This window comes from Pseudomonas sp. WS 5010 (assembly GCF_012985565.1).
Lineage (GTDB): Bacteria > Pseudomonadota > Gammaproteobacteria > Pseudomonadales > Pseudomonadaceae > Aquipseudomonas.
Map to the genome: position 1 here is coordinate 421,359 of NZ_JAAQWQ010000002.1, position 20,883 is coordinate 442,241.

General features: G+C 61.3%; 17 protein-coding genes. 4 read left to right on the forward strand and 13 right to left on the reverse strand.

Annotation, left to right across the window (positions count from 1 at the left end; all coding sequences use genetic code 11):
* Positions 1-110 precede the first annotated feature (110 nt).
* The gene (eco, locus tag HBO11_RS06715) at positions 111-593 is read right to left on the reverse strand and encodes a serine protease inhibitor ecotin (RefSeq protein WP_169951834.1); all 483 of its coding nucleotides are present in this window, start codon (positions 591-593) and stop codon (positions 111-113) included.
* Positions 594-839: 246 nt separating this feature from the next.
* Here eco and HBO11_RS06720 point away from each other — a divergent pair, with 246 nt between their 5' ends.
* Positions 840-1,097: a DUF1652 domain-containing protein gene (locus HBO11_RS06720; protein ID WP_169951832.1), complete on the forward strand. Its 258-nt coding sequence runs from the start codon at positions 840-842 to the stop codon at positions 1,095-1,097.
* Here HBO11_RS06720 and HBO11_RS06725 read toward each other — a convergent pair whose 3' ends face one another.
* The gene (locus tag HBO11_RS06725) at positions 1,098-1,478 is read right to left on the reverse strand and encodes a hypothetical protein (RefSeq protein WP_169951830.1); all 381 of its coding nucleotides are present in this window, start codon (positions 1,476-1,478) and stop codon (positions 1,098-1,100) included.
* Between the two features lie 134 nt (positions 1,479-1,612).
* Here HBO11_RS06725 and aqpZ point away from each other — a divergent pair, with 134 nt between their 5' ends.
* The gene (gene aqpZ, locus HBO11_RS06730; RefSeq protein ID WP_169951828.1) at positions 1,613-2,299 is read left to right on the forward strand and encodes an aquaporin Z; all 687 of its coding nucleotides are present in this window, start codon (positions 1,613-1,615) and stop codon (positions 2,297-2,299) included.
* 4 nt (positions 2,300-2,303) lie between these two features.
* Here the strand turns inward: aqpZ and HBO11_RS06735 are convergent, their stop codons facing one another.
* From HBO11_RS06735 to HBO11_RS06770, 8 genes are all read right to left on the reverse strand, one after another.
* Entirely contained in the window at positions 2,304-4,958 is a 2,655-nt protein-coding gene (locus HBO11_RS06735) for an autotransporter outer membrane beta-barrel domain-containing protein (RefSeq protein WP_169951826.1), read from the reverse strand.
* A 140-nt stretch (positions 4,959-5,098) separates the two neighbouring features.
* Positions 5,099-6,040, reverse strand: coding sequence for a carbohydrate kinase (locus tag HBO11_RS06740; RefSeq protein ID WP_169951824.1), 942 nt, complete (start codon positions 6,038-6,040; stop codon positions 5,099-5,101).
* 12 nt (positions 6,041-6,052) lie between these two features.
* Positions 6,053-7,534: a xylulokinase gene (gene xylB, locus HBO11_RS06745; protein ID WP_169951822.1), complete on the reverse strand. Its 1,482-nt coding sequence runs from the start codon at positions 7,532-7,534 to the stop codon at positions 6,053-6,055.
* Positions 7,535-7,585: 51 nt separating this feature from the next.
* Positions 7,586-9,058 (reverse strand): mannitol dehydrogenase family protein, encoded by a 1,473-nt coding sequence (locus tag HBO11_RS06750; RefSeq protein WP_169951820.1) that lies wholly within the window; start codon positions 9,056-9,058, stop codon positions 7,586-7,588.
* A 17-nt stretch (positions 9,059-9,075) separates the two neighbouring features.
* Positions 9,076-10,179: a sn-glycerol-3-phosphate ABC transporter ATP-binding protein UgpC gene (gene ugpC, locus HBO11_RS06755; RefSeq protein ID WP_169951818.1), complete on the reverse strand. Its 1,104-nt coding sequence runs from the start codon at positions 10,177-10,179 to the stop codon at positions 9,076-9,078.
* A gap of 27 nt (positions 10,180-10,206) precedes the next feature.
* The gene (locus HBO11_RS06760) at positions 10,207-11,037 is read right to left on the reverse strand and encodes a carbohydrate ABC transporter permease (RefSeq protein WP_169951816.1); all 831 of its coding nucleotides are present in this window, start codon (positions 11,035-11,037) and stop codon (positions 10,207-10,209) included.
* Positions 11,038-11,047: 10 nt separating this feature from the next.
* Positions 11,048-11,935, reverse strand: a complete 888-nt coding sequence (locus tag HBO11_RS06765) for a sugar ABC transporter permease (RefSeq protein WP_051903031.1) — start codon at positions 11,933-11,935, stop codon at positions 11,048-11,050.
* A gap of 162 nt (positions 11,936-12,097) precedes the next feature.
* Positions 12,098-13,408 carry a sugar ABC transporter substrate-binding protein gene (locus HBO11_RS06770; protein ID WP_169951814.1) on the reverse strand — a complete coding sequence of 437 codons (1,311 nt, stop codon included), beginning with the start codon at positions 13,406-13,408 and terminating at the stop codon, positions 12,098-12,100.
* A gap of 251 nt (positions 13,409-13,659) precedes the next feature.
* Between HBO11_RS06770 and HBO11_RS06775 the strand changes: the two genes are divergently transcribed.
* A complete protein-coding gene (locus HBO11_RS06775; RefSeq protein ID WP_169951812.1) occupies positions 13,660-13,932 on the forward strand; it encodes a chitin-binding domain-containing protein in 273 nt (90 codons plus the stop codon).
* A 71-nt stretch (positions 13,933-14,003) separates the two neighbouring features.
* On the opposite strand, the gene HBO11_RS06780 is transcribed toward HBO11_RS06775, so the two are convergent.
* The 3 genes from HBO11_RS06780 to HBO11_RS06790 all read right to left on the reverse strand — a co-directional run bounded on the left by HBO11_RS06780 (position 14,004) and on the right by HBO11_RS06790 (position 20,142).
* Positions 14,004-17,771 carry a hypothetical protein gene (locus tag HBO11_RS06780; RefSeq protein WP_169951810.1) on the reverse strand — a complete coding sequence of 1,256 codons (3,768 nt, stop codon included), beginning with the start codon at positions 17,769-17,771 and terminating at the stop codon, positions 14,004-14,006.
* 100 nt (positions 17,772-17,871) lie between these two features.
* Positions 17,872-18,777 (reverse strand): AraC family transcriptional regulator, encoded by a 906-nt coding sequence (locus HBO11_RS06785; protein ID WP_169951808.1) that lies wholly within the window; start codon positions 18,775-18,777, stop codon positions 17,872-17,874.
* 72 nt (positions 18,778-18,849) lie between these two features.
* Complete coding sequence (locus HBO11_RS06790) at positions 18,850-20,142, reverse strand: glycosyltransferase (protein ID WP_169951806.1); 1,293 nt, start codon at positions 20,140-20,142, stop codon at positions 18,850-18,852.
* 166 nt (positions 20,143-20,308) lie between these two features.
* Here HBO11_RS06790 and tpx point away from each other — a divergent pair, with 166 nt between their 5' ends.
* Positions 20,309-20,809 carry a thiol peroxidase gene (gene tpx, locus HBO11_RS06795; RefSeq protein ID WP_169951804.1) on the forward strand — a complete coding sequence of 167 codons (501 nt, stop codon included), beginning with the start codon at positions 20,309-20,311 and terminating at the stop codon, positions 20,807-20,809.
* Positions 20,810-20,883 lie beyond the last annotated feature (74 nt).

A 20,883-nucleotide genomic window follows, 5' to 3' on the forward strand; every position in this document is an offset into this window, starting at 1 on the left:
GGGCTTGTCGGATCGCCGCATCGCCGCGAAGGCGTCGGCCCAGCAAACATTGATGTTGACTGACCCACTGCTTTCGCGAGCAAGCCCGCTCCTACATCTGATGTGAGGCGCTACTGCACGCTGGCCTTCTCGACGGTGCTCGATGCCGACCAGATGCGGTAACGCACTTCGACATCTTTTGGAACATATATAACGATGGGTAACTTGCTGTTGTAGCGCAGCACAAAACCGTCGCCGACCACCGGTACAAAGTCCTCGCGGGTCTTGCCGTCGGGGCAGGCCATCATGGTGCTCATGGGGCCGCTGACCTTCTCCAGGCGGTAGAACGGATAACCCCAGCCCTCGAGGTTTTTCTCTTCCAGTACACCACCCAGTCGCTGTTGGTTGCAGTCCACAGGCAAGGTTTTACCGGCGAGGATTTCGACCTTGAAGTCCTGCTCCTGGGGCTTTGCGGGCAAGTGGATGACCTGGCGAACCTGCCCGGCATCGGCCTTGGGGTAGGGCGCGATATCTTCAAGCTTGGCGGCATGGGTCTGGGCGGCCAACATGCTCATGGCCAGTACGCAAAGGATGTTGAGTGCAGAAGAAGTCATGGGACGTCCTTATCTTGGGGGCGCTGAAACGGTCACTGCCACGCTGCACGCCAACGTCCGGCCGTGCAAACCAGCAGCAACTTATATAAGGGTTGCTGGTGCTTATGAGGAAAGGATCCTACGCCAAAAAACACAAGGAGTAGGCTTTGCAATGGAACGTGCCTGCCAGGGTTGGCAAGGCAGCGGTCAGACTATTGATATCTATAAAAATTCATTGGCAGTCTCAAAAAAAGGAGAGGTTCAGCCATGCTTTCGGAATTGGAACTACGCGGCCTTATTGAAGGAAGCTTCCTGCCCAGGCGTTGTGAATGCATCAAGGCCCAGGATGCGTCGTTGACCATCAGAATCTACGACGACGATGGCACCAACATGACTGTCACCGGCATCCAGGCCGATAAACTCGACAGCAGTCGTGCCATCTGTAACTTGATCACGACGCTGCGTGGAGACCTCCATCACGCCCACGCACCCGCCCCGCGCAGGGCCGGCGCCAGGCTCTACTGATCAGCCCACGTTGGGTTTGCGGGCCTGGATAAACCCCAGGCCCAGCACCAGCTCCGTGCCCACGGCCAACAGAATCCCCGGGCCAGCATGCCCCTTGAGCCATTCGCCCATCCCCAGTGCGGCCAACCCCAGGCAACCGACAATAAAGCCGGACACCAGCGCGCTGCGCGTGGGTGACGGGGCGGTATGACGCAGGCGATAAAACATGATGCCGATTGCCAGGAACAGCATGGCATTGCGGCGCGCCACCAGGCCGCTGGCATCGGTGTATTGCACCCCCCAGAGCCACAGCAGCAGGTCGGGCCGCACACCCCAGGCAATCGCCAGGGCCAGGCATAGCACGGCAGTGAAGGTGGCGAGTGAGTGGAAGCTGAGGCGCATGGCGAGTCCTTTCGGCCGTTTCAGAAGGGCCCAAGAATAAGCTGTGCGGCAAGCCTCAGACAAATCCGATACGGCACGTTCCCATCTCGCTGCTAGTGTTTCGCCAAATCTGTCGGCAGTGGCTGAGGTAGTGCGTGCAACAAAAAATCGCAGCAGAGTTTCTCGGCACCTTCTGGTTGACGTTCGGCGGCTGTGGCAGCGCCATCCTGTCGGCCGCGTTTCCCGGCCTGGGCATCGGGTTTGCGGGGGTAGCGCTGGCGTTTGGCCTGAGTGTGCTGACCATGTCCTACGCGGTAGGTAGTATCAGTGGTGCGCATTTCAACCCGGCGATCACAGTTGGCTTGTGGGTCGCAGGGCGTCTACCGGCAATGGATGTGTTGCCCTACATCATTGCCCAGGTCGCCGGGGCGACGGTAGCGGCGGCGATCCTCGCGCTGGTCGCCAGTGGCCGGCCGGGGTTTGAAATCGGCGAGTTCGCCGCCAATGGCTATGGCGCCTTGAGCCCGGGGCAGTACAGCCTGCTGGCCGCGGTGGTGGTGGAAAGCGTGGGCACCTTCTTCCTGGTGTTTATCGTCATGCGGGTGACAGCGCCCGGGGCCGCGCCCGGGTTTGCGCCGATAGCCATCGGCTTGACGCTGACCCTGATTCACCTGGTGTCGATCCCCGTGACCAACACCTCGGTCAACCCGGCCCGCAGCACCGGCCCGGCACTGTTTGCCGGCGCCGATTACCTGAAGCAACTCTGGCTGTTCTGGCTGGTGCCCCTGGCCGGGGGCATCCTTGGGGCCATGGTGGCCAGGGCCGTGCGGGAGCGGCCGTGAGCCGCTACCAGCTCATGCGGATGCCGGTGTTGCCGCTCACGCCCTCCAGGGTGTTGGTGTCCAGTTGGGTGCTGTAGTCGGCGGCTACGTACACGCTGACGCTGGCGGACAGTTTGGCGACCACGCCGACGCCCAGATCGGCATAGGCTGACTTGTGGTCAGTCTTGATCCGATCAATGTCATCGTAAGTCACCGTGTCGCTGCCACCGAACGTGCGCCAGGCGTTGACCCGCAGGTAGGGTTCAACGGGGGTGTCTTGCAGCAGGTAGCGACCTTTCAAGCGGGCACCCACGCGCCCGGTCCAGTAATCCTGGGAGTCGAAGGACACACTGGAGATCCCGTCATTCTGGCGGTCGAGGTCAATCTGTTGGTGGATCACCTGGGCCTGTGGCTCCACCACCCAGTTCGCGGAAACGGCGAACGGGTAGCCCGCCTCCGCAGACAGGGCCAGCGCATGGCCTTTGGTATCCATCTTTATCCCGCGCTCGGATTTGTTGTCACCGTCCAGGCGCGTGCCCATGGCCACCAGGTCTACGTACCAGCCCTTGGGATCGGTCAACGTCCAGTAAGCACCGACGTTGTCGCCGGTGAGTTTGACTTGCCCGGAACGCTGGTCTTCAAAACCCAGGGCAAAGCCTTTGACGTCACCCTGCAGGCGGCTTTGCCCGATAAACAGCCCCAGGCGCTGGAGTTGCCCGCCATCGGTGGCCCAGGCATAGAGATCATGGCCCACCTGATAACCCTTGACGGAACCGTCGAAACTCGGCGACACCGTGCCGGACCAACTCTGCTTGAAGTCACTGCCATAGGCCCGGCCCCAGCCAGCCGGGGCGGTACCGGTCTCGCCCAACAGGCTTTGCTCGCCCTGGCGGTCATGGAACGTGCCAAGCGCCTGCAAGGTCATGCGCTGGGCCGCCGGAACCACCACCGAGTACACCGGCACCTCGACGCGATACAGCGGGATCGGCTCGGCGCCGGCCACGGCGGTGGGCAAGGGCGGCGTGGAGTCGGCAGGGGTTGGCGAGACCTCGGCCGGGACCTGGGTTGGTGGTGGCGGCGCAGGCTCGACGGGAGCCACGGGCTGCGCGGTAGGGGGTTCGACCAAAGGCTCGTCGGGGCCGACCACCGGAGGCACGGCCGGGATAGGGGGTTCTGGCACGATCACCGGTGGCACCACCGGCGGCGTGGGCACGGCGGGTGGCTGCACGGCCACCACGGAAGAGCGTAGATACCAACTGTTCTCCGAACCGGCCGTCACGCCGCCCTTGAACAGGAAGTACTCATAGGCCCCGGCCGACACCGCGCCTTTGAGGGCAAACGCGTCGCTGCTGCTGGTCGCGCCATTGAGCGCCTGCACCACTTCAATCCCATTGTTGCGGGTCAACCCACCCAGGCCGCCCAGGTTGCTCACGGCCAACTGGGTGTTACCGCCGATCGTGCCCTGGGACACCACCAGCTTGTCGGTGGCCGAGGTCTCGTCGCCCAACACCGTTTGCAGCCACAACTGGCCGTTGTTACCGACATAGTTGCCGTGCACCGTCAACGAATCCGTGGCGCTGTTGCTGGCGCTGGCCATGTCGATGGTCCCGGCATTGTTCAGGGTGGCCAACTGGCCTGCGGTGTAGGGCCGGATACTGCCTTGGGTCACCGCCAGCACACTGCTGTTATCGATGGACAACACCCCGGTGCCGCTGGTGTTGTCCCCCAGGAACAGATCCTGCGTCAGGTCCAGGCGCGAGCCATTGTTGAGGTCGAAGGTTTCCCAGCCGATATAGCGGCCAGCATTGCCTGAGGTGGTGTTGTCGAAGGCCAAGCGATCATTGCCCAGGCCACCGTCAATCGAGGGGGTGCTGCCAAGCAGGGTTTCGTTGAGGTTGGCCAGCAATGCCGTGTCGTCACCGTCGCCCATCAGCACCGCAGACTTGATCACGCCGCCCGAACGCCACTCGAAGGTGTCGTTGCCGAGGCTGGCGCGGATCTCGCCGTTGATCACGCCGCCGCTGACGAGAAGGGTGTCGTTGCCGCCACTGACACTGATGTTGCCGCCAATGGTGCCGCCGGACACGCTGATCCGGTCGGTGCCAAAGCCAGTCACCAGGTTGCCGAGGATTGCGCCACCGGACAGGTCATAGATGTTGTTGTCCAGCTTCATGTCCACCCGGCCGATGGTCCCGGCGCTCTGGCTGGCCACATCGCCGTCTTCAAAGGCGCCGACGATGGTGCCGCCGGTCATGGTGAAGGTGTCGCGCCCATCGCCCTGGGCCAGGGACTGGATCTGCCCGCCGCCCATCACAAAGTCATCGATGCCGTTGCCCTGGGAGACTGCCCCGGTGACGGTCCCGGCGTTGATCTGGAAGCGATCGGCGCCGTCGCCCTGGGTCACCGAGCCGACGATGCTGCCGGAGTTCATCTGGACCCCATCGACGCCCGGCCCGAACAGCACATTGCCATTGACGGTGCCGGAGCCCCCCGTGGGCAGCGTCAGGCTGTTGTTGCCGGATACGTCGGTCAGGCCGCCTGCCGAGGTGCCGCTGTCGCAGGTATAGCTGTCGTCGCCACTGCCTGGGGTGAGGACGCATGCGGCCTGGGCAGGAGTCTGGAGTGAAAGAATGCCGACTACAAAAACGGCTGGCTTGAAAAAAGTCCGTTCATTGCTCATCGATCATCCCTGCCCATGTAGGAAAAATATACGTAACTAGGGTCTAGTACAGCCTGGGATGAATCGCAATGTTTAAGGCAAGGCTGAAAGCCACGAAATCCGTGGCCTGCAGTGATAGCACTGTGCAGTTATGCCTGTATCTAAGCGTTTAATTGCTGGCGATAGGGCAGGTCTGGCCCGGTCTTGCCACAGGTCAGCGCGGCGGCGCGAATGGCGAACTTGAGCATGCTGTCGATCTGTTCCCGGGCCAGCCCCTGCACCCCCTCAACCGAATCCAACTGCTGCTCGGTAAGCCAGGCGATCAAGGCCGCCTGGAAGGTATCGCCAGCGCCCACGGTATCGACCATCACCACTTTGACGGCCGGTGCCGACCAACTGCCATGCTGGCGGCTGAACACGCTCGCGCCATCGCCGCCACGGGTCAGGAACACCAGTTGGCAGCGCTGCTGCAACCAGCCTTGCAGCACGCTTTCGGGGGCCTGGCCTGGGTAGAGTAGGTGCAGGTCTTCATCGCTGACCTTGATCAGGTCGGCATGCTGCACCCACTCGGCCACGCGCTGGCGCCATACCTCGATATCCGGCTCGGGATTCAGGCGTACATTCGGGTCGAGACTGATCAGGCGCTTGCCGCTTTCCCGGCGGGCCAGGGCCAGCAGGCTATCGGCGACCGGCTGCACCACCAACGAAAACGAACCAAAATGCAGGCCGCGTACCTGCGCATCGAGGGCGGGCAAATGCTCGATCTGCAACTGCCGGTCGGCACAGCCTTCGCCGCGAAAGCTGTACTGCGGCGAGCCGTTGGCACCCACGGCGACCATCGCCAGGGTGGTCGGCGCGGCAAACTCCAACAGGTACTCGTCGTGTACCCCTTCATCCTCGAGCACCTGGCGCAGGCGCTGGCCCAGGTAGTCGCTGGACAACCCGGCGAACAGCCCGGCCTCGATCCCCAAACGGCGCAGCCCCACCGCCACGTTGAACGGCGAACCGCCGGCAAGCGCCTTGAAATTGACTTTGGAGGCCTGCCCGCTGGGATCCTCCTGGCTGAAAAAATCAAACAGCGCTTCGCCACACACCAGATACATAATTATTCGCTCTTAAAGGGTTGCCACATGCTGTTGATAGCGTTCATAGGCCTGCTGGTACGCCCTGACGCTGGCGGCGACGGGCTGGGTGCGACTGGCCGGGTCGACACTCACGCACCGCGCGCACAGCCCCTCCAGGCTTTCGCCGGACTGGCACCACGCGGCCTGGATCGCCGCGCCCAGGGCTGCCGCTTCGCTTTGTTCGGTACAGATCACTTCGGTGTCCATGATATCGGCGACCATCTGCCGCCACACCGGGCTTTTCGAGCCGCCGCCGATCAGGCGGATACTGTGGCTTTGCAGGCCGGTCTGGCGCAACAGGTCCAGGCCTTGGCGCAAGCCAAAGGTGGTGCCTTCGACCACCGCGCGGCACAGGTTGCCACGGGTCAGGTTGGTCATGGTCAGGCCGTGCAGGCTGCCGGTGGCGTGGGGCAGGGCGGGTACGCGCTCGCCATTGAGAAACGGCAGCATGCAGACGCCCTCGGCGCCAATCGGCGCCTGGGCCACCAGGGCGTTGAACGCCACCAGGTCCAGCTCGAACAGCTCACGGATGACCCCGGTGGCATTGGTCAGGTTCATGGTGCAGATCAGCGGCAGCCAGCCGCCGCTGGAGGAACAGAATGTCGCCACCGCGGCCTGGGCGCTGACAGTCGGCTGATCGGCAAACGCATACAGGGTGCCCGACGAACCGAGGCTCATGGTAAACACTCCAGGCTTGATATTGCCGGTGCCGATCGCCCCCATCATATTGTCGCCGCCGCCACTGGACACAATGGCCCCGGGGTTGATCCCCAGGCGCTTGGCGATGGCCGGCAGCACAGTGCCCAGCGCCTGATTGGCTTCTATCAGGGTTGGCAGCGCCGCTTCCAGGCGCCCGCTGGGGTCGATATGCCGCAGCAATGGCAGGTCCCATTGCCGGGTGCGGACATTGAAATAGCCGGTGCCCGAGGCGTCGCCATACTCGGCGCAGGCTCGGCCGGTGAGCCAATAATTGAGGTAGTCGTGGGGCAACAGGATATGGGCGACGCGTGCGAACACATCCGGGTGTTGCTCCAGGGTCCATAACAGCTTGGACACGGTGTAGCCCGGCGCAATCGCCACCCCGAGGCGCTCCAGGGAGCCGCTTTCACCGCCCAGGTAGTGCAACAATCGCAGGTTTTCGGCGCTGGTCTCGGTGTCGCACCACAGCTTGGCCGGGCGCAGCACCTGGCCCTGCTCATCGAGCAGCACCAGGCCATGTTGCTGGCCGGACACGCCGATGCCGAGAATGTCCTGGCCGTCCACGCCGGCTTGCTGCAAGGCGCGGTGGGTGGCTTGGGTAAAGGCGTCCAGCCATTGCGTGGTGTCTTGCTCGCGCCGGCCATTGGCGCCGCTGATCAGGCTGTGGGTCGCGGCGCCCAGGCCCAGCACCCGGCCGCTGGCGGCGTCGAGGACGATGGCCTTGGTGCCTTGGGTGCCGCAGTCGATACCAAGAAACAGAGATTGGCGGGGCATGGTGGTTACTCAGCAGAAAACAGGGTGAAAACCCGAGCAATGTGGGGTTCTTCAGTCGGTAAGTCGTTTCAAGGTCTTTGTGACACCGTTATCGCGCAAACTGACAAAACACCGCTCGAACGCTGCCACAAACTCAGGCGAATTGGGAATCGCCGTGCCAAAAATCTCTTCCACACCCAACAAGCGCTGGCTGATCGAGGCGTCATCCGCCACCAGCGCCCGGCAGAAGTCGGCGCGGGGGTCGGGGATGCGGTAGCGCACGCCGTTCTCGTCGACGCCTTGCAGGTACAAAGCCCAGGCTGCCACCACCAGTGCCGCCCGCTCGGTGTCGCGGCCCTCGGCAATCAGGCGGTTGATGGTTGGCACGGTGAACTTGGGAAACTTCGAGGAGCCATCGGAACACACCCGCTCCAACTGGTCGGCAATCGCCTGGTTGGAGAAGCGGTCCACCAGGGTCTGCTTGTACTCGCCCAGGTCAATGCCCGGCACCGGCGCCAGGTTGGGGGTCACGTCCAGGTCCATATAGGCGCGCATATACGCGACAAACAGCGGGTCGTTCATGGTCTCGTGGACAAACCGGTAGCCCTTGAGAAACCCTAGGTAAGTCAGGGCCAGATGGCTGCCGTTGAGCAGGCCGATCTTCATTTCTTCATACGGCGTGACGTCGTCGGTGAATTGCACACCCACCTGTTCCCAGGCCGGGCGGCCGTTGACGAACTTGTCTTCCAGCACCCATTGCACAAAGGGTTCGCACACCACCGGCCAGGCATCGTCGATGCCGTGTTCATCATGCAGTTGCAAACGGTGCGCGGTGCTGGTCATCGGTGTGATGCGGTCGACCATCGCGTTGGGGAAACTCACATGCTCCTTGATCCAGTCATGCAGCTCGGCATCGCGCAATGCGGCGAACGCCAGCAGCGCCTTGCGAGTCACGGCGCCGTTGTGCGGCAGGTTATCGCAGGACATCACGGTAAAGGCAGGCACGCCCGCCGCCCGGCGCTGGGTCAGGGCTGCGCAGATAAAACCGAACACGGTTTGGGGGGCGTCGGGGTGGGCCAGGTCATGCTGGATCTGCGGCAGGTGGGCCATGAACTCACCGTTGCTATCGTCGATGCAGTAGCCGCCCTCGGTGATGGTCAGCGAGACGATGCGGATTGCAGGGCTGGCCAGCTTGTCGATCAAGGCCTGGGCGCCGTCCTGTGCCAGCAGCATGTCGCTGATGGCACCGATCACTCGTACTTCGGTGTCGTCGGTATCGCCCAGTTCGTACAGGGTAAACAGATAATCCTGGCCCGCCAGGTCATCGCGCGCCTTGCGGTCTTCGGCCCGCAGGCCGATGCCGCAGATGCTCCAGTCCAGGCCGTCGCCGGTGTTCATCAGGGCATCGGTGTAATACGCCTGGTGCGCACGGTGGAAACCGCCGACGCCGATATGGGCGATGCCCTGGCGCGTATCGGCGATGGTGTAGGCGGGCAGGCGCACTTCGGGCGACAGCTGCGTGAGGTTTTGCTTATTGAGTTTCATCAGAAAATCTCGCGAAATCAGGCGGCAGCGCGCAGTGGGCGGGCCACGGCCACACCGTCGGTGTCAAACAGATGGCAGTGCGCCGGGTCCAGGTGCAGTTGCAGGGTCTCGCCATACTGGCTGGCCATGTCGCCACGGATCCGCATGGTCAGCGGCTCGCCGCTGGTGGTGAGCACATGGCAGAACGTGTCGCTGCCCAGGCGTTCGCCCACGTCGGCGGTGACGGTCAGGGTGGTATCGCCCGGCGCGGCCAGTTCCAGGTGCTCGGGGCGGATGCCCAGGGTCACCGCACTGCCCACGCGCAAGCTGGCGCTGCTCAAGGGCAGGCTGATCAGGGTGCCGGCGTCCAGTTGCACGTCGCAGCCCTGGCCCTCGATCCGGGTGACCTGGCCCTTGAGAAAACCCATTTTCGGCGTACCCAGAAAGCCTGCGACAAACAGGTTGGCCGGCTGGTGATACAGCTCCAGCGGCGAGCCGACCTGTTCGATGCGCCCGCTGTTGAGTACCACCACCTTGTCGGCCAGGGTCATGGCTTCGACCTGGTCGTGGGTCACGTAAATCATGGTGGCTTGCAGTTCTTTATGCAGGCGCGCCAGCTCCAGGCGCATTTGCACGCGCAGGGCGGCGTCGAGGTTGGACAGCGGCTCGTCGAACAGGAAGATTTTCGGGTTACGCACAATCGCCCGGCCAATGGCCACGCGCTGACGCTGGCCGCCAGACAGCTGCTTGGGCTTGCGCTCCAACAGTGGACCCAGCTCCAGGATGCGTGCCGCTTCACTGACTTTACTGTCGACGATTGTTTTGTCGACGCCGGCCAGGTCCAGGGCAAACGACATGTTCTTGCGCACGCTCATATGCGGGTACAGGGCGTAGGTCTGGAACACCATGGCCAGGTCGCGCTTGGCCGGGGTCACTTCGGTGATATCGCGGCCATCCAGTTCGATGGTGCCCTCAGTCACTTCCTCAAGGCCGGCAATCAGGCGCAGCAGGGTCGACTTGCCACAGCCCGACGGCCCGACGAATACCACGAACTCCTTGTCGTTCACTTGCAGGTCGATGCCCTTGATGATGGAGAAACCTTCGAAGCCTTTTTGCAGATTGGTGATTTTCAGGTTGGCCATGATGGGCCTCCTTTTTATAAGGGGTCGTTATTTCACTGCGCCAAAGGACAAGCCGCGCACCAGTTGCTTCTGGCTGATCCAGCCGAAGATCAGGATCGGCGCGCAGGCCAGGGTCGAGACGGCAGATAATTTGGCCCAGAACAAACCTTCGGGGCTGGAGTAGGAGGCGATCAGCGCGGTCAACGGTGCGGCATTCGAGGAGGTCAGGTTCAGCGACCAGAACGCCTCGTTCCAGCACAGGATCAGCGACAGCAACACGGTGGACGCCAGGCCGCCCTTGGCGATGGGCAGCAGCACCCGCAGCATTTCCTGCAACAAGGTGGCGCCATCCAGGCGCGCGGCTTCGAGGATGTCCTTGGGGATGTCCTTGAAGTAGGTGTAAACCATCCACACCACAATCGGCAGGTTGATCAGGGTGTAGATGATGATCAGCGCGATGCGCGTATCCAAAAGGCCCATGCTCTTGGCCAGCAGGTAAATGGGCATCAGCACGCCCACCGGTGGCAGCATCTTGGTCGACAGCATCCACAGCAACGTGCCCTTGGTGCGCTGGGTTTCGTAGAACGCCATGGAGTAGGCCGCCGGCACTGCAATCAGCAGGCACAAGGCGGTGGCGCTGAAGGAAATCACCACGGAGTTCCAGGCGAAGCTTAGGTAATTGCTGCGCTCATTGATGTGCAGGTAGTTCTCCAGGGTGGGCGTGAAAACGAACTGCGGCGGTGTGGCAAACGCGTCGATTTCGGTCTTGAAACTGGTGAGCACCATCCAGAAGATCGGGAAGAAAATCACGATCGCGATGGCCCAGGCCAGGGTGCCGAGCAACAGGCTTTGCAGGCGGCGGGATTGTTGAAGCGTCATGGCGCGGCCCTCAAGGCTTGTCAGTCAGGTTTTTGCCGAGCATCCGCACCAGGATGATCGCCGCGATATTGGCAATGACCACGGCAATCAAGCCGCCGGCCGAGGCCATGCCCACGTCGAACTGCACCAGCGCCTGGTTGTAGATCAGGTAGGCGAGGTTGGTCGAGGCGTAGCCGGGGCCGCCGTTGGTGGTGGTGAAGATTTCAGCGAATACCGAGAGCAGGAAGATGGTCTCGATCATCACCACCACGGCAATGGGCCGGGCCAGGTGCGGTAGGGTCAGGTGCCAGAAGATCGCAATCGGGCCGGCACCGTCCAGGCGCGCGGCTTCTTTCTGTTCCTGGTCCAGGGACTGCATGGCGGTCATCAGGATCAGGATCGCGAAGGGCAGCCATTGCCAGGACACAATGATGATGATCGACAGCAGCGGGTAGTGCGCCAGCCAGTCCACCGGCTGCGCGCCAAACAACTTCCACACCGCCGCCAGTACGCCGGACACCGGGTGGAAAATCAGGTTCTTCCAGATCAGCGCACCGACCGTGGGCATGATGAAGAACGGCGAGATCAACAACACCCGCACCAGCCCCCGGCCGAAAAACTCGCTGGCCTCCAGCAAGGCACTGATCAACACCCCCAGCACCACACTGATCAGCAGCACGCTGCCGACCAGCAACAGGGTGTTGGTGGCACCGGGCAAAAAGCCGGAATCGGTGACGAAGTAGGTGAAGTTCTCCAGGCCCACGAATTGGTTTTCGCCGGGGTAGAGCAGGTTGTAACGGATCAGCGAAAAATACAGGGTCATGCCCAGCGGCACGATCATCCACAGCAGCAACAGGGCCACCGAGGGGCTGACGAGGAACCAGCCGGGGTTGAGCAGGCGGCTTTTAGACGTATTCATGACAATCAGAACCCATTGGAGGCAAACAGAATCAGCCTTGGAGTGCGGTCAATGTAGGAGCTGGCTTGCCTGCGATGGCGGCCTGTCAGTGGATAAATCAGTTAACTGATCGACCGCTATCGCAGGCAAGCCAGCTCCTACATTTACGAGGGTGAGCCTGGGCTATTTGGGGTAGCCGGCACGCTTCATTTCCCGCTCGGTGGTGGTTTGCGCGGCAGCCAGGGCCTGGTCGACTGTCTGCTGGCCGGTCAGGGCGCCGGCGAAGAACTTGCCCACCTGGGTGCCAATGGCCTGGAACTCGGGAATGGTCACCAACTGGATGCCGACATAGGGCACGGGCTTGAGGGTCGGTTTGGTCGGGTCTGCGACTTTCAACGACTCCAGCGTCACCTTGGCAAAGGGCGCGGCCTGCATGTATTGCTCGCTGTAGGTCGAGGCGCGGGTGCCTGGCGGTACGTTGGCGATGCCATCGGTCTTGGCCACCAGCGCGCCGTACTCCTTGGACGTCGCCCAGGCACTGAAGACCTTGGCCGCGTCCTTGGCCTTGGAACTGGTGGGGATCGCCAGCGACCAGGAATACAGCCACGAAGTGCCCTTGTCGGTGACCTGTTGCGGGGCAAAGGTGAAGCCGACATGCTCGGCGACCTTGCTCTGGGTCTTGTCGGTGACAAACGAACCGGCGACGCTGGCGTCCACCCAGATCGCGCACTTGCCGCTGTTGAACAGCGCCAGGTTTTCATTGAAACCGTTGCTGGAAGCGCCCGGTGGGCCGGACTTCTTCATGTTGTCGACGTAGAAATTCAGCGCATCCTTCCACTCAGGGCCATTGAATTCGGGTTGCCATTTCTCATCGAACCAGCGCGCGCCATAGCCATTGGCCAGGGTGCTGATCAGCGCCATGTTCTCCCCCCAACCGGCCTTGCCGCGCAGGCACAGGCCGTATTGCTCCTTGCTCTTGTCGGTGAGTTTTTCGGCAAACTGGCCAATCTGCACCCAGGTCGGATGCTCCGGCATGCTCAGCCCGGCGGCCTTGAACAGGTCGCTGCGGTAGTAGGTAATGGAGCTTTCGGCATAGAACGGCAGGGCGTACAGCGTGCCCTTGACGGACAGGCCGTCGCGCACTGATGGGAACACATCGTCCAGGTCGTAGGACGCCGGCAGGTCCTTCATCGGCTCCAGCCAGCCCTTGGCGCCCCAGAGTGCAGCTTCGTACATGCCGATGGTCAGCACATCGAACTGCCCGCCCTGGGTGGCGATGTCGGTGGTCAGGCGTTGGCGCAGCACGTTTTCTTCGAGCACCACCCAGTTCAACTTGATGTCCGGATGCTCGGCCTCGAAGGTTTTCGAGAGCTTTTGCATGCGGATCATGTCGCTGTTGTTGACGGTGGCAATGGTCAGGGTTTGTGCACCCAGGCTGACGGCGCTGAGGGTCATACAGGTACAGGCAAGCAGGGCTTTTGCTGGGAACTTCATCGCGCACTCCGTATCTGCGCCCAGAGGGCTGCAGAAGGACAGTTATTGTTGTTGTGTCTTCCAGGGCAGCAGGAAGAGTGTGCGTTGATTACAGCCTTGTGCAGGCCCGGTGACAAATCCTTGGACACACTTGCACTGATACTTTTTTGCACTGCTTGGTGGGTGCCATGGGTGACCTGTTACTTTTGACAGTAGACGATCTAAAGGAATCAAGGGTTAATTGTTGTGCACAACCAACCGAGGATATGTTCATGAACTATTCCACCGTAAGACCCGACATTAACTGGCTCTACAAAGTTGCTCTTGGCATGGTCGTCGCACTGTTTGTCAGTGCATGCACAGGGCAGTCACCTTCTTCCGGTAATTTTGATCAATGCGTACGTGAGGGGTATTTCAAAAGTGTCGAAATCGCCGGTGGGTATTACCGCTGCGTGTATAATCCAAACACTAAGAAATATACGATTTATCGCTACACTTGCCCGGCCGGCAAAGAGTTCAACGAAGCGACTAGACAATGTGAGTAAGCCCGTGTAAACCCACAAGGCCCCCAGTGTTTTCACTGGGGGCCTTGTGTTTTCAGGGGGTGAGTAGTAGATCAGTCGACCCCGTCTTCCTGCTCCAGGGTTATTTGACTTGGATAAGGCCGCTGCTGGATGATGATGTCGTCAAAATCGTAGATACCCTCGGTTGACGGATTAGTTATGGCAATTGACGCCTCAAATGGCTGGCCTGGCAAATATCCCATATACACATCGGCATACAACCACGTATTGATGCTGGGTATCGCCACGTTCTTGGTCAAGTTGCCTATATGAATAAATACACTGGTCGGCCCGCCGATATCCGCGAACTTGCTGATCCTGAAGCGCAAACTTACCCGATAGTAGCCCACTGCGGCGGGGGTGAAGGTTTTGTAAATCCTCACACCACTGCCGGGGTAGGGGGCGGCTTGCAGGTAGTAATTGCCGTTTGCCTCGCGGCGGATCCCGGTATTGGGCCACTGGCTGAGCCAACCATTGAGGAAGGAGCCGGTAAAGGTCGTCTCGTCGGTGATCATCCGGCTGCGGATGGTGTAAATGACCGGCGGGAACTCAATTGCCCGCGACTCTTCGGTGCTGTTGTTGAACGCCACCTTAAATTGCAGGGTCAGTTGGCTGTTGTTGCCCAGGTCCGACAGGTAGCTATTGAGGATGGTTTGCTGGTGATACCCAAGGCTCAACCAGCCAGAGGTCACCCGGTCGCCGTAGGAACCGTCCAACAGGGTCAGGTTGTGGGCCGCACCGTTGGGCCGGTTGCCGAGCAAGCGCAGCCAGACGGGCTGGTCCCTGGCAATAAGTGGCCAGGTACCTACGGTTGCCGTGGCGTTGCCGGCCAGTTCGCCCACATCCAGTACACCGCTGACGGCCTCGTCGATCCGCAGCACGGTTTTTTTCAGCTCAGTCACCGGAATGGCTTTGAGGGTCACGCTCAACACCGTTGACGAACGGCGCACGCCGTTGCGCAAGACGGAATACTGCACGGTGAACACGCTGTCGCGATTGTCCAGATTGGCGGCAATCAACGCGGCCGGCAGGCTGAAAGTCACCGTGCCATCGGCTTCGCCATTTTTCGGCCCCAGTTGCACCGACCCTGACCCGCTGCCACCCAGAACCTCCAGGGTGAGGCTGTCGGTGGTGTACATCGGGCTGTAGGCCACCTCTACCGTCGCCCCGTTTTGCGCATTGAGCGGTGTCAGGATTACCGCGGCTCCCGAACCCGTGGCCTCGAGCACTCGGGGCACTGGAAATTCGGCGGGAATGGCCTGCACGGTGTAACGGCGTTCCGGGAACCACAGTGCATTGGCCTGTGCGGTCGATTGGTCAAACGTCACCCCAAAGCGCATCACAAGTTGTGAGCCGTCCTTGAGCTGGCGCAATTGCGCCACCGGCGCCTGGGGGCGGATCCCGATCTGTTCGCCGTTGTAGGTCACCAGGTCACCGTCGTAGAGCACGGCAACAAAGGGCGTGTCATTGGCAGAGGTGCCGCGCAGTTCAAACCACATGCGTTGATTGCGGTTGATAAAGTTCCAGCGATCAACCATGGCGCGCTCGGAGCCGACCAGGTTGCTGAGGTTCAGCACGCTGCTGGTATGACCTTCGATATAGGGCAGGGGCAGTACCGGCGCCAACAGATTCAGGCTCAATACCGGCGAAGGTTTTTGGTGGGCACCCAGCAATACAAAGTACTGCACCTGAATGTAACGCCCGTATTCGCTGAGGTTGGCCCCGATGACCTCTGCCGGCACCTCGAAATGCAGGGTCCTGGAGGTGTTGCCATCCTTGGTTTCGCAATAGGTGCCCAATTGCGGGATACCGCTCCAGCAGGCCTGGATACGGTGACTGGGCAGCATTTGCGGGTAGGTGACGGTGATGGTCGCACCGTTCAGCGCCGCCTCCGGCAACAGTTGGTCGGGATAGCGCTGGGCTTGCAATACCTCTGGGCGCAACAGGTCCAGGGCCGCACCCACCGTGACCACTAACACGTCCGAGTAGAGCGTGGCGCCACCGCTTGCAGGCACCAGCGAATAGCTCAGGCGCAGCTCGCCATTTTCGCTGGCACGGATCAACGCCTCTTCCAGGGTGAATACCACCGGCTTGCCCGCCGTTGCATTGTTGAGGCGTATCTCATCGCTGGCAGTGCCGTTGCTGGTCGCGCCCAACAGTGTCCAGCGCAGAATGTCGCCACTGGCGGTGCGCGTGTAGGGCAGGGTTACCTGCAACTGACCACCTTTGATGCGCGCCGGGTCCAGGTTGTTGAACTCATCGACATATTGCATCAGGGGCGATGGCAGATCGGCATAGCGGGGGCCAAAGGTGACTTCCAGCACCTCTGACATGCGCACCGTCTGAATACTGGGGCTCAGGATACCCAGGGTGCCGGTGTCGACCAGGTAGTACACCCGTACGGTGCCCAGCCCGACGAAGCGATCGAAATTCTCCTTGAGCACAATGCGAAAACGCTCCGGAGGCGGCTCGGCGCCGGCCAACAGGGTTTCTTCGTAGACCACCAGGCCGCCGCCTGGGCGCACGGCTTCCATGCGCAGGGTCACGCTGTAGTTGCGGTCGTATGGGGTGTAACGCGGGAAAATCGCCTTGATAAAAGGATGGTCCGGGACAATGTTGCCGCCCTCGTTTTGCTCGATGATCATCGGCGGCATCGAGCTCCTGGTGCCGAACACCGTGATATTCAGGCGTCGGGAGGAGGCGAGGAACACGCCCGTGGCCGTGGTCAGCTTGTACTCGATTTGCAGGTGGCCGTTGAGCACCGCCTGCAGGTATTGGGGGGCCACGGCGACGGACGACGACAGGCCAATGCGTGCTGCAAACGCGGGCAGGGTCCTTTCGAACGGCAGGCCATCGGCATCGGCGCCTCGCAACGTCACTACGATCAACGCGCCTGTAGGGGTCGAGGCGCCATTGGGCAGGCGCCGCGGTACCACCATTTCGATATTGAAGTCGTTGTGGATGTCGAGGTTGACGTCGATAACGGAGTCCCCGTCCACTACAAAATGCGGAGCGTCAAGCAGGTAAGGGTCCAGGTCGCTGACGACCGTGACCGCCTTCGACCATTGCTGGGTTTCCCCGGAAAAGTTGAACACCTTGTCGTAGGCCCGGAAGCGAATAGTCACCACCCCACTGCCGCCCAGCAGGATGATTGATTCCGGGACCAATACGGTGATCGGCTTGATGCCGGCGACATGCTCGGCATCAAGCCTCAAGGAAATGGGGTAACCGTTCCAATACACCTCGACGGTGTCGCCTTCGGTCAGGTTAGGGTAAGGGTCGATCGTCATTTCCACCCCTTCGGCGGCGCGATGGGGGTCTATCACGCCGCCTTCCAGGTCGGGTGGCAGGTGTATCACCAGTTCCGTGTGATACGCCAGCCCGGGATCTTTACTGACCCCGCCGGGGCGAGTGCGCTTGACATACCAGGTTTCGTAGGGCGAGCTGCTGGTGGTGCCGCTGCCCCTGCGGATGACCTCGTAAAAACACGGGTAGGTATAACCCAGTGGCACCAATGGCGGGAGAATCACCAACGCCACCGACGTCTTGTCCAGATCCTCATCGCGGATTTCCGTCGACACAAGGGCAAAGCGGTTGCTGCCCATGAAGAAGTTCAACCTATCGCCGACAGTCAATTGGGTCCAGCGCGGGAAATGCACGGTCAGCCACGGCTCGGTGTGGCGTATCCCCAGGCCGAGCACCGCGTCTGGCAGCGTGCGCACCGCATCGCTGACGTCAGGCGGGTCCAGGTCGTCGATAACGCTTGGGTCCGGGAGGCAGGGCAAAGTGCTCGGGTTGGATGACTCGGTGTTCTTCATCATGGGTGCTCCGTGTGCAGAGGTAACTGGCCACGGACATCACACACCCAAGGTGCTGCTGCATATAACTGTCAAAATTGACAGTGGCGACGAGTGGTCGCTGTCAGGCCAGGTTCTGTTCCGTCAGGCGCTGCACTGCCAAGCGCCGGTAGTGTGAGGGCGTCATGCCTTTGAGCTGCTGGAAGCGCCGGTTGAAATTGGAGATGTTGTTGAACCCCGACTCAAAGCACACATCGGTCACGGCCTTGTCGCCCACGGCCAGCAACTCGCAGGATTTGCTGATGCGCAGGCGGTTGACGAACTCGACGAAGGTGCGCCCGGTGGCCTGTTTGAACACCCGGGAAAAGTAGGTGGGTTTCATCCCCAGGTACTGCGCGACTTCTTCCAGGGACAGTTCGCGGGCGTAGTGGGCAAAGATGTAGTCCACCGCGCGGTTGGTCCGGTCGATGCTGTGTTCATCGGCCAACTGCGCTGTAGTCCCTCCTGACAGCACCAGGTAGTCCTCACAGGCACAGAGTGCCTCCAGCAACACAAAGAAGTGCCCCAGCCGCGCCATGCCCTGGGCATCCTCGATGCGTTGCATCAGGGTCATGGCCTGGGCGATGGTGTTCTTGCAGCGAAATTCGATGCCGTACTGCGCGCGCTCCAGCAAGGGCGCCAGGCTCTTGAACTCGGTGAAGACCTGGCTGCCGTCCTCCAGCAACTGATCGGTGAAATTCACCAGCATGTCGCGCTTGGTGATCACTTCGCCTTCCTCCACCTGGCTGATCCAGTTGTGGGGCAGGTTGGGACCGGTGAGGAACAGGCTTTGCGGGTAGAAGTTGCCGATATAGTCGCCGATAAACACCTTGCCGGAACTGGCGACAATCAAGTGCAGCTCATACTCCTTATGAAAGTGCCAGCGCACCAGGGGGCAGGGGAAACCATGCTGGCGATAGATGATGGACAGGCCGTTGTGGTCGTCCATCAACTCGTAGGAAGGGTCGGTGATGCGCGTTGCTCGGCTCATGCTGGCGTCGCTTTTATTGTGGTTGCGCAGCCGATAATGCCCCGTTGCACGTCACCTCGCCAGCGCCGCTGTTTAAACGGGGCGGTTTTTTGCCTCGATCCACTGCGCCATGTATTGGGTACTTTTGTGCAGATGGTGGCGCAGCATGCTGCCGGTAAAGTTGTCGCGCCGATGTTGCGCCAGCTCGCCCAGGCAGTGTTGCAGGCGCTCGACCAAGGCCGGGCCGTGGTTGTGCGGGGCATAGCGACGGGCCAGCAGTTGCTCGCCATGTGCCTGGGCCTCGGTCCAGGCTTGCCGATCTGCGTACAGGGCCACGGCAGCAGCGGCCAAGGCCGTGGCGCTCTGGGCGATCATCCCCGGCCAGGGTTGCCCGTCGCCCATGCCTTCGGCGCCGATGGAAGTGGTGATACTGGGGGTGCCGCAGAGCATGGCATCGGCCAGTTTGCCCTTGATCCCGGCACCGAAGCGCAGCGGGGCCAGGCAGATGCGCGCCGCCGACATCACTTGCAGCGCGTCCTCGGCCCAGTTCATCACATGGAAGCCTTGCGCCGGGTTATGCAGCGCAGTGGCCTTGGGCGGCGTGTAGGCCCCATAGATATGCAGTTGGGCGCCGGGGAGCTGCTGGCGAATCAACGGCCAGAGGCTGTTTTTCATCCAGAGCACCGCATCCCAGTTGGGTGCGTGGCGGAAGTTGCCGATACTCAGGAAGTGCGCGCGCTCTTCATAAGGAATAAACGCCTGGCTGGGCGCCTCGATCATCAACGGGCACCAGTGGAGCAGGGCGGCCGGCACCTTGAAGTGCTCGGTGAGCAGTTGGATCTCGACGTCGGAAATCATCAGGCTGATATCACAGCGGTAGATCGCGGCGATCTCGCGCTTGGCCAGGTCGGTGTCGGCCATCCTCTGGAACTCTTGGTCCAGGACCTGGGCGAATAACGGGCTGAAATCGTCAGCATCCGGCTGATGCTTGAGGTAATCCTTGAGGCGCTGCTGGCGGGCATCGCGCAGGCTCTGCAAATCCGAAGTCTCCAGCACGCGCAAGGCCTGCGGGCAATGCTTCTCTACGCGCCAGCCGAACTGCTCCTCCATCATGAAACGATCGAACAGCACGATATCCGGGGCCAGTTCACGGATAAAGTCGTCGAAACTGCGGTTATTGAGCTCGATAGCGCATTCGCGAATACCCAGTGCCGCGAGGTCGGCCTTGTGTTCACCGATAGCGGCTGGGCTGCTGAAGGTTACTTCCCAGCCTTGCGAAAGAAAGCTCTGCAAAATCTGCATCATATGTCCGCCAGCTGCCGAGGAGCGAGGCTCCGGCCAGACGTAACCGATGACCAGGACTTGGGTGGCAGGCTGATTCTTCAACGACGAACTCCTTCAAGGGCAGGGCAAAAGCGGCGCAATTAAACCACAGCCGTCGGCCCAGGCGCTGTCATGACAATTTGTGACGGCCATAGGTGTAAATCGAACTTTGTGGTTAACTTCTGCCTCTCGAATTCGTTTCATCCAACCCAGCATAAGGATTCCGTTCATGGCTCAAGTCACCCTCAAAGGCAACCCAGTCCAGGTTGAAGGCGAGTTGCCGCAAATCGGTACCCAGGCCCTCGACTTTTCCCTGACCGCAGGCGATCTGTCGGACGTCACCCTGGCGACTTTCGCCGGCAAGCGCAAAGTACTGAACATCTTCCCAAGCGTTGACACCCCGACCTGCGCCACGTCGGTGCGCAAGTTCAACGCCCAGGCCAACGAGCTGAACAACACCGTTGTACTGTGCATCTCCACCGACCTGCCATTCGCCCAGGCCCGTTTTTGCGGTGCCGAAGGCCTGGAAAACGTGAAGAACCTGTCGGACTTTCGCAGCGCCGATTTTGCCGTTGACTACGGTGTTTCCATTGCCGACGGCGCCCTCAAGGGCCTGACCGCCCGCGCCGTGGTGGTACTGGACGAAAACGACAAGGTGCTGCACAGCGAGCTGGTTGGCGAAATCGCCCACGAGCCAAACTACGAAGCGGCTCTGGCTGTACTGAAGTAATTGCGGCTGCGCGTTACTGTCGCTTTGCAGTAACACGTATGATGCATGCTTGCGGCCTGGCCTAGTCCAGGCCG

Coding starts and splice junctions, on each gene's coding strand:
- xylB (WP_169951822.1), bottom strand. CDS start 7,534: ATGCCCCGCCAATCTCTGTTTCTTGGTATCGACTGCGGCACCCAAGGC.
- eco (WP_169951834.1), bottom strand. CDS start 593: ATGACTTCTTCTGCACTCAACATCCTTTGCGTACTGGCCATGAGCATG.
- HBO11_RS06780 (WP_169951810.1), bottom strand. CDS start 17,771: ATGATGAAGAACACCGAGTCATCCAACCCGAGCACTTTGCCCTGCCTC.
- ugpC (WP_169951818.1), bottom strand. CDS start 10,179: ATGGCCAACCTGAAAATCACCAATCTGCAAAAAGGCTTCGAAGGTTTC.
- HBO11_RS06775 (WP_169951812.1), top strand. CDS start 13,660: ATGAACTATTCCACCGTAAGACCCGACATTAACTGGCTCTACAAAGTT.
- HBO11_RS06770 (WP_169951814.1), bottom strand. CDS start 13,408: ATGAAGTTCCCAGCAAAAGCCCTGCTTGCCTGTACCTGTATGACCCTC.
- tpx (WP_169951804.1), top strand. CDS start 20,309: ATGGCTCAAGTCACCCTCAAAGGCAACCCAGTCCAGGTTGAAGGCGAG.
- HBO11_RS06765 (WP_051903031.1), bottom strand. CDS start 11,935: ATGAATACGTCTAAAAGCCGCCTGCTCAACCCCGGCTGGTTCCTCGTC.
- HBO11_RS06735 (WP_169951826.1), bottom strand. CDS start 4,958: ATGAGCAATGAACGGACTTTTTTCAAGCCAGCCGTTTTTGTAGTCGGC.
- HBO11_RS06740 (WP_169951824.1), bottom strand. CDS start 6,040: ATGTATCTGGTGTGTGGCGAAGCGCTGTTTGATTTTTTCAGCCAGGAG.
- HBO11_RS06750 (WP_169951820.1), bottom strand. CDS start 9,058: ATGAAACTCAATAAGCAAAACCTCACGCAGCTGTCGCCCGAAGTGCGC.
- HBO11_RS06720 (WP_169951832.1), top strand. CDS start 840: ATGCTTTCGGAATTGGAACTACGCGGCCTTATTGAAGGAAGCTTCCTG.
- HBO11_RS06760 (WP_169951816.1), bottom strand. CDS start 11,037: ATGACGCTTCAACAATCCCGCCGCCTGCAAAGCCTGTTGCTCGGCACC.
- HBO11_RS06725 (WP_169951830.1), bottom strand. CDS start 1,478: ATGCGCCTCAGCTTCCACTCACTCGCCACCTTCACTGCCGTGCTATGC.
- HBO11_RS06785 (WP_169951808.1), bottom strand. CDS start 18,777: ATGAGCCGAGCAACGCGCATCACCGACCCTTCCTACGAGTTGATGGAC.